The sequence below is a fragment of the Pseudoalteromonas sp. CO342X genome (genome assembly GCF_004208915.1).
GTDB lineage: Bacteria > Pseudomonadota > Gammaproteobacteria > Enterobacterales > Alteromonadaceae > Pseudoalteromonas > Pseudoalteromonas maricaloris.
This window is the reverse complement of the sequence record NZ_SGPH01000016.1, coordinates 50,110-62,757: the sequence shown is the minus strand read 5'-3', so window position 1 is coordinate 62,757 and position 12,648 is coordinate 50,110. Positions and strand designations below refer to the sequence as shown.

Below are 12,648 nucleotides of genomic sequence, written 5' to 3'. Positions count from 1 at the left end.
TTTACAACCATCCTTTAAATTAAAGTTGTGTGTTTCCTCCTTAAAATTTTATTACAAAGACGTTTTTTTTCAATTTTTACCGCTTACACCTCATTACACTATACGTATCACTAAACATGAGGATCCAGAAATGAAAAGAGCAGACTACTTCAATCAGGCACCTGAACTTATTCAGCACTTATTGGGACAAGAGGAATTATTAAAACAGCAAGCCCACGCAACTTTTGGGATCACAATCTGGGAGCTCGTTAAACTTAGAGCATCACAAATCAATCAATGCGCTTTTTGTATTGCAATGCACACTAAACAGGCACTAGAGTATGGTGAAACCACTAATCGAATTATTGGATTAAGTGCATGGCAAGACATGCCGTTATACACCAATAAAGAAAAACTGGCATTAGCGCTTTGTGAAAAGCTGACAAACGCACAAGTGATTGATGATGCTTTTTATCAAACACTTAATGTAGAATTTGATGATAAAGAATTGACCACGTTAACTATCGCTATTAATGCCATCAACAGCTGGAATCGGATCGTGAAAATGTTTAAGCCGAATGTAGAGTTCAATGAGCACAGATCTAACGCTTGAATTAATAAATCCAACAGGTGAAATCGCTAACTATGTGCAAGCTATCTGGTTTGCACAATCACATAAGCGCGGAGAAACTTGGCTTCCAAGCGACGGGGCAACTGGATTTATTTTCCCTCTTCGTGGACTCGTTAGCTTCAATGACAATCCGCTCACAGCCCCCTTTTATCTGCAACCAATTGCCATTCAGTCTAGCAAAGTCAACTATTCTGAACAGGCATGTTTTTTCGGGATCCGCTTTAAACCCGCGGGACTGGCATTTCTGAAAACGCTGCAACACCCTATAGCAAATCCCAATAATATATTGCCCTTGTTGAACACGCTGCAAACTAGTGCCAACCTGACAGCATTACTTCGACTTCTAGAGCCGATATTGAATATGCCAATTCCTCGACAGAATTCTATTCTACATACCCAAATACTCCTTGAGCATATTGTTTCAATGACCCCTTTAGAGCAAGCATATGCTCAAACTCCGATCGGAAAACGGCAATTAGAGAGACAAGTTAAAACACATTGTGGGATCACCCCTAAACATTTAGCTCGCATTTATAGAGTTCGATTGGCTAAACAAAAACTGAGAGAAACGCCTGACATTAACATCGCTCAACTCGCGCTAGATTGCGGCTACGCTGATCAATCTCATCTTATTCGCGAGTTTAAAACTATCTTTCAGATCACACCGGCGAAATACACAAAGCGACTAAAAGCTGCAGACACAACGTTACCTGCAGCTCGGTAAATTTTTCAACGACCAGCAATACAAAAGCAAGGTGAATTTATTACTATTTATTCGTGCAACGTGCTACCAAGGTTTCGCTTAAAAATTGATTTACCTCAGTTTGCACTTTTTTGTTAAAGCTGTAGTGACCCGAGTTAAGTGCGATATGTTTAAATGGATGAGAAAAACTAGCTTCGCGTAAATCAGCTTCAATATATCCGGCCATTTTGTACGATGGCCAAATTTCATCGTGTTTGGCAGAGACCAGCAGCACTGGCCCATTGGTGTTTTCAACCGGGATGCGAGCGGCTGCAATTGCTTCAGGCGTTGCCTCTGCCAATGCAGCCTCAAAGGCAGGTGTAAACTCTCCCGTTACGTTCCCCTTTTGCATTTTCCATGACAACAGGGGGGCATCAATGTAGTCCAGAGCATTGCCGCTAAGCGTCCAACTCGAGCGAGAAGACAAGGTCTTAACAGCATTCCAGCTTACGTGACTAGGCATAACGGACACTACATGGTTTATCTCATCAAAGTGCGCCCCGAGTAATAACGCAAGCTCCGCTCCTTTAGAAAAACCATACACCGCTACGCAATTTGGGTTTATCTTTGGGTCTGCACTCAATGCTTTTATCCGTTTGGCTATATCATTCAAAGATAATTCAGCTGCACTGCTCGATGTATTTTCAGTGCCATAATAACCAAGTGCCGCTACTGAGACACCAATATCATTAAATCCATCTAAAAATGGTTTCCACTGAGGATTAGCGAGTGTATTCCCCCCTTCGCTGCCACCTAACACCACAACCAATGGATGAGTCTGACCATCATCGATAAACTGACGTTTAACATCTGGTATAGTCGTGTTTGAACAGGCCGCAAGAAGCCCTACCAAAGAAAATGGCATTATAGTTTTCATCATTTTATTACCTTTTTGAGTTAGCTGAGCCCTATGTTGCTCAGTTGTTGTTTGAGTAGTTTTGCACCACCTCGGCTAGTCACAACTTGTAAATTGCTATCTCGCAACTTGACAAGGTAACCCCCAGTAACCCAGCGTTCAAACGCAGTTATCGCGCTTTGGTTTACAATGGCATTACGGTGAACTCTTAAGAAATGTGTTGGCAATTGCTGTTGGATCTCCTCAAGGGAGCCATCAATGGGATATTGCTGTCCATTACTAAACGCAATGGCTTGACCGTATTCTAGCTTTATAAGTTCGATACTGCTGACATCAATTAGTGATGTTTTCCCCGCCACCTTACTCGTTAAAGTAGCGGCGAATCCTGTAGCGATAACACGATTAACTCTTGATAACGCCAGGGCTAAGCGTTCAGTACTATACGGTTTGAGCAAGTAATCAACCGCGCCGAGCGTAAAAGCCTCAACCGCAAACTCACTGTAGGCCGTGGTAAAAATTATCGCACCTGAAAACCCCGCCCCTTGAAGTTTCTCGACCAGAGTAACACCATTGCATTCTGGCAAGTTAATATCGACAAAGACAATATCTATCGCAAGTTCTCGATATGTATCAAGAAATACTAATGGCGTGTTACAAGTCAGTACCAGATTGTACTTGGTGATCTGGCTAAGTTGTTCCGTTAATTTATCAATGGCTGGTTGCTCATCTTCCACAATAGCAATGTTCAACATTCCTTTGCTCCTCGTGTGAGTGAAAAGCTGACAACCGCACCACCTGTGTGCATGTCGTTACCAAGCCTAAGTTCAGCATTTTCTTCTAACTTTAACCGTGAGCGCGTGATCGAAAGACCGAGTCCCGCATCTGACGAACTCAATATGTCCCGCTCCTTAAAGCCCACCCCGTTGTCACTGATTTTAAACACTAACTGGTTCGCTAACTTTTTGATTAATACATCAATGTGAAGCGGCCTACTGTTGCCATGTTTTACTGCATTTTCCAAAAGCGGCTGTAAAATCATTGGCGGTATTACTTCGCTCAATAATGCATCGTCGATATCAAAGTCGATGATAAGCGCATCCCCAAACCGGCTTTGCTCTATCTCGCACCATTGATTTAGTGCAATTAGCTCATCAGCAACGGACACTTTGCTCGGTATTTTTCCGCTTGTCACAGAATGCGTTAATGAATATCTTAATACCGCAGCGAGATTATGAACCAAAGACCGTGCTGCTTCTGGTTGATTTGGTACAAAGGCTGCAATTGTGTTGAGGCTGTTGAACATAAAATGCGGGTTTAACTGACTGTGTAATAACTTAATTTCAGCAAGTTGGCGAAGCTGTTTTTCTTGTTTTAACAACTTTTGGGAAAGGTAGAACTTAATCACCACAAAAATACCGCTAGACCAAGGCAGTGCGATGGTTAGCGCCTCAAACAGTGAAAATGCATGGGTATTTAACATTCCACTTCTGAGTACACCCCAACATAAACAGCCCATTACCATCAGTCCATAAAAGCCGATATATTGCAGCGGCCAATTGCCTATCTTGAAACGGATAATGAGTACGTAACTTATCACCATAGGTAACCAGTAGAGGAACACAACCGCCAAAATAGAAGAAAGCGCGATATTTGCCGACAACAACATGCCCCGCTGCACCCAATCGGTAAGACTGATAGCAAAACTTATTGCGGCAACGATGGCTAAAATTGCGAATTGTTCATTTCGCTGCAATGTGAGATTGACCATAATCAATACAAATAGTGACTGAATACGTTCATGGTACGCATTTAGCGTCGAAAAGCACTCTGAATATTGCTGAATGGTCGCTTTTCAATGCTAAATGGTTATCTGTATTAGTCCATACTTTTACATCCAAGTTAAAGTGCTAAAAAATAGATTAACTTGCTTTAAATCTTAAACACTTGAGGCTGCTTTGCTCATCAATGTCTTTAAATTCAGGTGGGTTTTGTAAACGTTCAACAAATGTGAGCGTTGGTGCCTCTCTGGTCATTTCATCAATCAGAAATTGGCTTGAAACATCGGGAGAATTCACACACGCCAACACTTGGGCATTTGGCGTAAGTAACTCAGGAAGCTTTCTTAAAATACGTTGATAGTCTTTGGTCAATGCAAAGCTGCCTTTTTGAAAGCTTGGCGGATCAATTACGATAAGGTCGTACGGCCCATATTTACGCACTTTTCCCCAAGATTTGAATAAATCATGGCCTAAAAAAGACACCTTACTGAGGTCGTGTTCATTGAGTTGATGGTTGACTCGGCCTTGCTTGAGCGCCGCTTTTGCCATATCTAGATTCACAACATGGGCAGCACCGCCCGCAATCGCCGCGACGGAAAACCCGCAAGTATAAGAGAACAGATTAAGTACCCGAGCCCCCGTAGACTGAGCTTTAACAAACTCACGACCCAAACGCATATCTAAAAACAGTCCCATATTCTGCTTTACGCCAAGCTTTAAGCCATATTTAAGTCCATTTTCTTCAACGATAGGCATAGCGGTTAATTCACCATACAAAACCTCGAGATCTGAGTCAGGCAAATAACGATGCTGTAGTAAAATAGCAGAGAGTTTTCCGTTAAACGCTTCAGTCTCCACAAGTGATAATAATGCCTGCTTTAACGACGCTATCAAGTCAACGTCGTGCTCCTTGAATAAAGAGACTAAGAGCTGACCTTGTAACCAATCTACTGTGATTTGTTCAAGCCCTTCATAGCAACGACCACGTCCATGAAATAGACGCCTTAGCTCGTTTGGTACGGCTTGGGTTTGCAGATGATTAAGGAGGGTCGATACAGGATTTATTGCTGTCATGTTGGTGTCTGGTTATGCGTAAAGTTCGGCATTTTACTTGTTACTTCATAGCAAAAGCAAATGTCTAAGGTCTGCTTATCTTTCACGTTTATTTTTAGCAGCAAAGAGAACCGGTCCTATGGACGCCACAACATCGTTGTTGCCCCGCTAAGACCGGTTAACCAATTGAGATAAGAAAAATCTTCGTGATGGGAGGCAACAAAGCCCATTCTCATATAAAGCTTTTTTGCTTGGGGGTTAGAATCAATTACATCAAGTCGTAAAGCGTGAAACCCGCTTTGTTTGGTATAGCGCTGCAGTGCCACTAGAAGCGCAGTGCCAACACCTTGTCCTCTGACCGATTCTGCAACAGCGATGCCGTCCATCACCACTTCATTGGGCGCAGGCTTTCGCTCAAATAGGGTAAACACCGCTGCGGCTTTAACCCCGCCTAGCAAGCCTAATTCATCAATGAGTCCAGTAAAGCCCATATTCGATGTAAAACCGCTTTTGCCATATTGAAAGCCCGCAACCCCCACTAACTTGCCGTCTGCAAAGGCAGCAAAGGAGTATTCTGAGATGAAGCTCTTCGCGATAATAGTGATCAGCTTATTGCGATCCGGCACTGCGGCTTTGAATTTGCTACCAAACGCGTCAACATAAAGCTCAGCAGCCGCTTGCGCATGCTCAATGTCCCATCCTTGTGTTATTTCTATTTCCATACTTTACCTCAAGCTAACGTATAGACATCAATTTTAGGTCAAAGTTAGCTTAGGTATGAAGTTCGAATTTGTAAAAAATTCGAGTCGATTATGCATGTAACTTAATTGTTAGTTTGCGCCATACACGTTCAACGGGTCCCACTTTAAAGAATCGCCCATAAGCCGTATTTAACAGCAGCTGCACTGCCATAATCACAAGCCATAAGAGCAAGAGCTCACTGCGACTTAGCGTATTATGTAATCCAAAGCCATAAAATATCACCACCAATAACAGTGACTGTCCAATGTAGTTGCTCAGCGCAAATCGACCCACTTGATTTATCGCCTCAAGGGGTTTGAAGCGATGCAACCAACGGTTATATAGTAAAGACAACAAAACCAAGTAAACAATCGCTTGCAGCTCCCGGTTAAGTACAATGATCATTTGTTTAGCGTAAGATAACACTGGGATATGTGAACTTTGTAGCCAATGAAAATAGCGAGCTTGAGTGGCATAACATGACACCGCAATCAAGCAAAGCAGTGCCACTACCGCAAATGGGCTAAGTTTAGTCTTTGAGAACAATCCCCATTGAAACAGCTGCGAGCCTATCAGCATCATCATTAGCGTGGACCAAAAAATACTTGAATAAAACAGCTTACCTTTGTGGACTTGCGGACTGTCAAAGTTTTCCTGCCAATACTCAGTTAAGCTTGGCGTTTCTTCCAAAGTACGATGAGTGGGTGTCCGTGGTTCGGTTTTATTCTGCCACCGATTAATCGCTTTTTGCTGGTCTCGTGTGCGAGACGCTTCGTCCACATTGAGTGCTGCTTGGTAAGCATCGTATTGGGCGATGGTGCGCTCTGCTCTGCCAAAACCTGCAGCTAACATAAACGCCAAACAAATTACTATGCTGACTTTGATGGCCCGGGTGCCAAGTAATATGACGGTGGTGGCAATCATTCCTATCACGGCATAGTGATAGAGAATGTCGCCACTCCAAATACAATAAGCATGAACAAGGCCGAGTATAAATAAAGCCACTAGCCTAGCCGCACTTAATTTAATAGCAAATTCAAATGGCTGTTTTTGAAGAATAATGGTGAGACCTGCGCCAAATAACATCGCCAACAGTCCGTAAAACTTGCCCTGAGCAAATACATAAACCCAGTACCTTACCTCACTGTCTATATCCGTCATAAAGCCATATTGGTAACTGCCCCATGGATTGGGATAGGCAAAGCTTTCGATGTTGATAAGTAAAATACATAGGATTGCTATCCCGCGAATAAAGTCGAGGCTGTTAATGCGATTTCTTTCAGGACTAGTCATCGGCATTACCTATGCGGCCCGACTGTCCATCATGGTGAGCTAGCTTTGTGTTTTCGCTATCGAGCAGTGTGGTAATTTGTGCAACCTGCGCGCTAAATTCATCAAATTGCGTGTCACTTAGCTTGGTGTTTTTTGGTTGTTTTAGGGTGAGTGGATTGATGGCTTTTCCATCTTTATGCACTTCATAATGTAAGTGACGCGCCTGCGACAGGCCGGTATTCCCAAGATAGCCAATCACATCGCCTTGCTTTACTCGCCCCCCAGCCTTGAGACCGTTCGCAAAGCCATTTAAGTGAGCATAAAGTGTTTGATAGCCTTTACCGTGATCTAACACTACGCGATTACCAAAGCTGCCGCCCCACCCAGCTTTGAGTACTTTTCCTGAGCCTGCAGCCATAATAGGCGTACCAACAGGCGCACCAAAATCGATCCCTTTGTGCATTCGGGTATAGCCCAATACTGGGTGATGACGTTTACCGAAGTTTGACGATAATCGAGCACCGTTAAGGGGCGTTTTCATTAGAAAGCTTTGCGCGAGGGTACCATCTGAGTGGTAAAAAGCGGTCGTTCCGCTATTATCAGTAAACCGGTATAAGCGGTATAAGCGGTATTTTTCTTTTCCAGAAAGTAGCGCAACATGTTGTAATGCTAAAGGTTTGGAGATTTGCTTGAGTAACTCTTCGGCAACCACAAGCTGCTGTTCTTGAAATACAAAATCAATTTGATCACCAGCATATACTTCTCTTTGAAAATCGACAAGGTGAGATAAGGCCACAATACTTTGATTGATAATATCATTGGGCACCCCGATTTTGCTGGCGTCCACAAAAAAGCTAGAATCTATGCTTGTCGATAAACGCTTTGTTTGCGTGACGGTTTCAAGCTCACTTAGCGATGCATGCCACTGCTCATCCACTCTTTTAATCTCAATAACCTGAGCAAATGCATATTCAAAGCGGATCTGCTGTACTTGTCCGTCTACAAGCTCTGCTTCTATTAACTGTCCAGCCTTGAGCTTAGTCAGTGATGTCCACGTACTCACGGCTTGTTCCACCAGCCAACTATCGCGGTCACTGAATGCAAACTGACTTAAGAGATTCGCTAAACTCTCACCCGATTTAAGTTCAAGTAAACAAATATCTTGAACTGGCTTTAGCTCCTGAGTGATTTGGGCCGCGACTGAGTCTTCAGCGGATCCATTATGTACAACAGCTTGCTCTTGATCTGCTTGCGCCGACACAAAGGTGTTCTCTTGCGCTTTATTGACCGAATGAGTCTGCTCGGGTTGTTTCGAGCAGCCAAAAGTTGCCATCATTGCAATGGCGATAGAAAGCTTTTTAATCATGTTAATTTTCCAATAAGGTCAGCGGATCAATGCGCGTGTTGTTATGTAAAGCTTCTAGATGTAGATGTGGACCAGTGACTCGACCGGTTTCACCTATGGTACCGATCACTTCTCCTTGTGATACTTGCTCACCCACCTCAACATCAATGCTATCAAGATGTGCGTAGAGACTTTGATAACCATTGTCATGATGGATCAACACCACTTTACCGTAATTCTCAGGCAAGGTTTTATCATCGGCAATCGTGACCGTACCGCTGGCAACCGCCATCGCAGGTTCACCAACGCCGCCAGCTAAATCCAGTCCTTGATGTGCTTTATTGTGACGAAAGTTCGATACATGCCCAAACCTTGATGTTATTTCAGGGGTGACGACCGGGTATGTCCATGTTTTACTCACCATTGCCGTTCCCATTGTCCATTGAATATTGCCATAGGCTAAACCTGAACTAAGCAACACAAAAACCCCTATCAACACAAGATTACTTGGCTTCTTTTTAGATTTAAGAATAACGCTAAAACGCTTTTTATAATCATCTAAAGTCAAAGAGTTAGACGCAAAACTTGCTGTCATATTCATCGTTTTCGGCGGAACAGCAGCTCGTTTTAAAGAGTTCATTAATGCTTTGCTATAAGCCAAAGGTTCAAGGCTGTGCTTCGCTATCGTCACCTCATCACAGCAATATTCCATCGCTCGAATAAAGCCCAGTTCCATTTTTGCAATGAACGGGTTAAACCAAGCAAGCGTCGCGAGTATTCGCCAAATTACGACAGCAATATGGTCGCCCTTATCTATGTGGGTTAACTCATGCAGAATAAGTGCTTGCTGCTCTGCCTCTGGTAGCGTGTCAAATTCCACCGGCAAATACACTTTAGGTTGCCACAGTCCGAACACAAAAGGAGAGCAAGTAATTGGCAATTGATAGCAACTCCGTGCGCCGAACTTTATTTTTGAGGCGGTGCTACAGAGGCGTTTTACTCGCCAATACTGTCGCCCAAGTACCAAAAGATGAGCGATTAGCCCAACGCAATAGACCATAAATACAGCCATAAGCGTCAGGTTTAGCCAGTCAGACGCAACTTGAGTGCGCTTCGTCATTGCCAGCAGCGGCTCTGCAAATTGTTGTAAATTGGCATTAAACAATACGGCTGGAATGGCGTTGTGTTGCTCCATGTGTTCAAGTGGGATCCAAGGCACAAAAGTCACTGCCAGCACGCCCCACCAAAGTCCTTTATTCTGTACATACCGAGCAGAAAATTTCACACCTAGTGCGTACGTTAAGCCACTAAGCGCCACCCACAGCAAGACCGAAAGTAATATTAGTTCCATACCTTACTCTTTATCACCTTGCGTCTTAGCTAACTCATCTAACATGGCTTCTAATTCATCTAATTCATCCGCTGCAATTAACTTACTATCTGAAAACATAGCGATTGGCAGAGGCTCATCCAACTCCATAATTTGCTTTGCAAACTCTTGGGCATAAAGTGCGAGAGTCGGTACCTTAGCAAGGACAGCTGAGTATATTTTTTTATTGCCTTGCATTTGCTCGGCGAGATAACCCTTTTCACACATTCTCTCAAGAGTTTTTCGAGTTGATGAGTAGCTCCAGCTGAGCTTTGCTCCTATTTCTGTGTGAATTTCTTTGCCCGTTCTTGGCTGTTCACGCCAAAGGATTTTTAAAACGATTAGTTCGGTTGAGTTAGGTTTCATTGTTTTTCTCACAACTGCGACATATGTCACACATTAACAAACAAAAAAGTGCGACACAAGTCGCACATTATGCTTTTTTAATTTTCACCACGAAAAATGGCGACATTATCAACAGCACTTATACTTCAAGTTGATATGTAAAAAATGAGTTATCTGTAGTGCTAGAGCTAATTAATATTCGCCATAAATTATGGCTGCTAATTGTGTTTCCCATCATTGCGCTTGCCTTACTGCTTGGATATGCTTTTAACCGTTACGCTCACCTTGAGTCAGAAGTAGAATCTCTATACGCCGATCGTGTTGTGCCGCTTATTCAAATAAAAAAAGTATCAGATCACGGTGCGATTCAGATTGTCGACATACTTCATAAGTATCGTGCAGGGCTGGTCTCCAAAGACGAGGGGTTGATGCAAATAGCAGATGCTACTCGGGTCATGAACGACGCCTGGCAAAGCTATCTAAACACATATTTGGTGACGGCGGAGCAAGTCAAAGTTGAACTCATTGAGTTCCAACTGCAGGCCGTATTTACGCATATTGCCACGCTCCAAAGCGCGATAAATCAAGGGACATTTTTAGCGATTCCACAAAATCAGTTTGTTACTGCACTCTATGAAAAGTTCGATCCGTTAACTTCGTCACTACAAGCACTCACCGAGGTACAAAATGACGTCGCACTCAGTATTGTGGAGCAAACCGAGCAACAATTTAGCCAACTAAAGTTGTTGCTCATTATTTTTTCTGTGATTGTATTGGTGAGCTTAATCGCCGTTGGCTTAGCTTTATATCGCTCTATTCAACATCCAACCAATCATATTCGCTCGCAAATCAATCACATTATTGAGAGCTCGAGTCTCGAAAAACGTATCGACATTGATAACCACAATGAACTGACTGATGTTAGCCTTGCCATCAATCAGCTCCTTAGCCACATTCATGTGATCCACCAGCAACTGGTAGAGGCGGAAAAATTATCGAGCCTAGGTAGCTTAGTTTCGGGATTGGCTCACGAGGTAAATACCCCACTTGGCGTCTCGATTACCGCAGTGTCATCCTGCCAAGAGCAAGTGGATGTGATGGAAACCGGCATGAAAACTCAGCGTTTGTCGCACGCTGAGTTTTTAGAAATTATGGCAGCATTGGATTCTGGGTTGTCTATCGCAGAGCGAAATCTCGGCAAAACGGCAAAGCTAGTGCAAGAGTTCAAGAATATCTCTGCAGAGCAAGAAACTGACGTCGAGCAACTTGTCGACCTAGAAGCAATTATTCGCGATTATTGCGAACAAACAGCACGTTTCCAGTTAAAGATGCGCGTTGAATTTAGCGCAACAGGAAAACTGGAACAACTGGTCAAAATCAACGTTAAGGCGCTACAGCAAATCTTGTTGCAGCTGCTAGAGAATGCCCGAGTGCATGGTTTTAGTAATGATAGCGACACCCAGCCGTTTGCCGCTGTTCGTTTAGAGATCACTGACAATAAAATATTTATTCGAGTCAAAGACGAAGGCGTCGGTATGAGTAATGAGGTCCTAAACCGGATCTTTGAGCCCTTTTACACCACAGCTCGCCAACATGGTCATGCCGGGCTTGGACTTTCCGTCACCTATAATCTCGTCAAAAAACATTTAGAAGGTGACTTAAAAGTCAATTCCAAAGCCGGAAATGGCACAACGTTTACCATCTTGTTGGCGAACAAAACGTTGGCACAAACCGCCTAACCAACTTGTGCCCTCATAGCATACTTAACGAGTGACAAAGCCTCCGTTAACAAACAAGGTTTGTCCAGTCGTCCAGCGTGATTGCTCCGACGCAAGATAAAGCACCGCAGGGGTAATATCGTCTACTTGCCCTAGTCGGTTCATTACACTTGCAGACTGCAAATAATTAACGGTTTGCTCGTTTTCTTCGCCATGGAAAAAGTCAGTGTCAATTGGACCTGGTGCGATGGTATTGACGGTCACTCCTCGATGTCCGATTTCCTTTGCCAGCGCACGAGTAAAATGCTCAAGTGGTGCTTTTGAGCCAGCATAGAGCGCATAATTTCCAGTAAATGCTGCCAGCAGCGAAGTGCCCATATTAATGATCCGACCGTTATCACGAATATGTTTAGCGGCTTCTTGCATCACAAAAAATGCTCCTTTACAGTTGATCCCAAATAGCCTGTCAAAATCTTCCTCGCTATACTCAACAAACGGTTTTTTACTGATAGTACCGGCATTATTGATAACGATATCTACGCCGCCAAACTCACTAATAATATGCTCAAATATATTCATTACCTGCGCTTTATTGCTGACATCTCCGTGTACTAACGTAGTCCTAACACCCAGCGCTTCAACTTCCTTCTGGGTTTCAAGTGCTTGTGGTTTAGAATGCGCACTATGATAGTGAATGACAAGATCAGCGCCTTGCTTTGCCAGCGCAATAGCAAAATCCTTCCCCATATTTTTGGATGACCCAGTGATAAACGCGACCTTACCTGTTAACTGCTTAGACATACCTATTTCTCCTACTTG

At 43.4% G+C, this 12,648-nt stretch carries 13 protein-coding genes; 3 read left to right on the top strand and 10 right to left on the bottom strand.

What is annotated here, in order from left to right; translation table 11 throughout:
• Positions 1-130: 130 nt before the first annotated feature.
• Both EXT47_RS07310 and EXT47_RS07305 read left to right on the top strand, forming a co-directional pair.
• On the top strand, positions 131-592 hold the full coding sequence (locus tag EXT47_RS07310) for a carboxymuconolactone decarboxylase family protein (RefSeq protein ID WP_130126206.1): 462 nt from the start codon (positions 131-133) through the stop codon (positions 590-592).
• Positions 570-1,334 carry a helix-turn-helix domain-containing protein gene (locus EXT47_RS07305; RefSeq protein WP_130126205.1) on the top strand — a complete coding sequence of 255 codons (765 nt, stop codon included), beginning with the start codon at positions 570-572 and terminating at the stop codon, positions 1,332-1,334. Before EXT47_RS07310 ends, EXT47_RS07305 begins: the two co-directional genes overlap by 23 nt.
• A gap of 43 nt (positions 1,335-1,377) precedes the next feature.
• Here the strand turns inward: EXT47_RS07305 and EXT47_RS07300 are convergent, their stop codons facing one another.
• The 9 genes from EXT47_RS07300 to EXT47_RS07260 form a co-directional block, all read right to left on the bottom strand.
• Positions 1,378-2,232 carry an acyl-CoA thioester hydrolase/BAAT C-terminal domain-containing protein gene (locus EXT47_RS07300; protein WP_019647366.1) on the bottom strand — a complete coding sequence of 285 codons (855 nt, stop codon included), beginning with the start codon at positions 2,230-2,232 and terminating at the stop codon, positions 1,378-1,380.
• Positions 2,233-2,249: 17 nt separating this feature from the next.
• On the bottom strand, positions 2,250-2,960 hold the full coding sequence (locus EXT47_RS07295; RefSeq protein WP_130126204.1) for a LytTR family DNA-binding domain-containing protein: 711 nt from the start codon (positions 2,958-2,960) through the stop codon (positions 2,250-2,252).
• Positions 2,954-3,976, bottom strand: coding sequence for a sensor histidine kinase (locus tag EXT47_RS07290; RefSeq protein ID WP_130126203.1), 1,023 nt, complete (start codon positions 3,974-3,976; stop codon positions 2,954-2,956). Before EXT47_RS07290 ends, EXT47_RS07295 begins: the two co-directional genes overlap by 7 nt.
• A 151-nt stretch (positions 3,977-4,127) precedes the next feature.
• A complete protein-coding gene (locus EXT47_RS07285; protein WP_130126202.1) occupies positions 4,128-5,060 on the bottom strand; it encodes a class I SAM-dependent methyltransferase in 933 nt (310 codons plus the stop codon).
• 116 nt (positions 5,061-5,176) lie between these two features.
• Complete coding sequence (locus tag EXT47_RS07280; protein ID WP_130126201.1) at positions 5,177-5,761, bottom strand: GNAT family N-acetyltransferase; 585 nt, start codon at positions 5,759-5,761, stop codon at positions 5,177-5,179.
• Between the two features lie 88 nt (positions 5,762-5,849).
• Positions 5,850-7,073 (bottom strand): DUF418 domain-containing protein, encoded by a 1,224-nt coding sequence (locus EXT47_RS07275; RefSeq protein ID WP_130126200.1) that lies wholly within the window; start codon positions 7,071-7,073, stop codon positions 5,850-5,852.
• On the bottom strand, positions 7,066-8,418 hold the full coding sequence (locus tag EXT47_RS07270) for a peptidoglycan DD-metalloendopeptidase family protein (RefSeq protein WP_039495635.1): 1,353 nt from the start codon (positions 8,416-8,418) through the stop codon (positions 7,066-7,068). The genes EXT47_RS07275 and EXT47_RS07270 overlap by 8 nt, the downstream gene beginning before the upstream one ends.
• 1 nt (position 8,419) lies before the next feature.
• Entirely contained in the window at positions 8,420-9,748 is a 1,329-nt protein-coding gene (locus EXT47_RS07265; protein WP_130126199.1) for a M23/M56 family metallopeptidase, read from the bottom strand.
• 3 nt (positions 9,749-9,751) lie between these two features.
• Positions 9,752-10,132 carry a BlaI/MecI/CopY family transcriptional regulator gene (locus EXT47_RS07260; RefSeq protein WP_130126198.1) on the bottom strand — a complete coding sequence of 127 codons (381 nt, stop codon included), beginning with the start codon at positions 10,130-10,132 and terminating at the stop codon, positions 9,752-9,754.
• A 158-nt stretch (positions 10,133-10,290) separates the two neighbouring features.
• On the opposite strand from EXT47_RS07260, the gene EXT47_RS07255 reads away from it, so the two are divergent.
• Entirely contained in the window at positions 10,291-11,850 is a 1,560-nt protein-coding gene (locus EXT47_RS07255) for an ATP-binding protein (protein WP_130126197.1), read from the top strand.
• Positions 11,851-11,874: 24 nt separating this feature from the next.
• Here the strand turns inward: EXT47_RS07255 and EXT47_RS07250 are convergent, their stop codons facing one another.
• On the bottom strand, positions 11,875-12,630 hold the full coding sequence (locus EXT47_RS07250; RefSeq protein ID WP_130126196.1) for an SDR family oxidoreductase: 756 nt from the start codon (positions 12,628-12,630) through the stop codon (positions 11,875-11,877).
• Positions 12,631-12,648 lie beyond the last annotated feature (18 nt).

Coding starts and splice junctions, on each gene's coding strand:
- EXT47_RS07310 (WP_130126206.1), top strand. CDS start 131: ATGAAAAGAGCAGACTACTTCAATCAGGCACCTGAACTTATTCAGCAC.
- EXT47_RS07305 (WP_130126205.1), top strand. CDS start 570: ATGAGCACAGATCTAACGCTTGAATTAATAAATCCAACAGGTGAAATC.
- EXT47_RS07300 (WP_019647366.1), bottom strand. CDS start 2,232: ATGATGAAAACTATAATGCCATTTTCTTTGGTAGGGCTTCTTGCGGCC.
- EXT47_RS07295 (WP_130126204.1), bottom strand. CDS start 2,960: ATGTTGAACATTGCTATTGTGGAAGATGAGCAACCAGCCATTGATAAA.
- EXT47_RS07290 (WP_130126203.1), bottom strand. CDS start 3,976: ATGGTCAATCTCACATTGCAGCGAAATGAACAATTCGCAATTTTAGCC.
- EXT47_RS07285 (WP_130126202.1), bottom strand. CDS start 5,060: ATGACAGCAATAAATCCTGTATCGACCCTCCTTAATCATCTGCAAACC.
- EXT47_RS07280 (WP_130126201.1), bottom strand. CDS start 5,761: ATGGAAATAGAAATAACACAAGGATGGGACATTGAGCATGCGCAAGCG.
- EXT47_RS07275 (WP_130126200.1), bottom strand. CDS start 7,073: ATGACTAGTCCTGAAAGAAATCGCATTAACAGCCTCGACTTTATTCGC.
- EXT47_RS07270 (WP_039495635.1), bottom strand. CDS start 8,418: ATGATTAAAAAGCTTTCTATCGCCATTGCAATGATGGCAACTTTTGGC.
- EXT47_RS07265 (WP_130126199.1), bottom strand. CDS start 9,748: ATGGAACTAATATTACTTTCGGTCTTGCTGTGGGTGGCGCTTAGTGGC.
- EXT47_RS07260 (WP_130126198.1), bottom strand. CDS start 10,132: ATGAAACCTAACTCAACCGAACTAATCGTTTTAAAAATCCTTTGGCGT.
- EXT47_RS07250 (WP_130126196.1), bottom strand. CDS start 12,630: ATGTCTAAGCAGTTAACAGGTAAGGTCGCGTTTATCACTGGGTCATCC.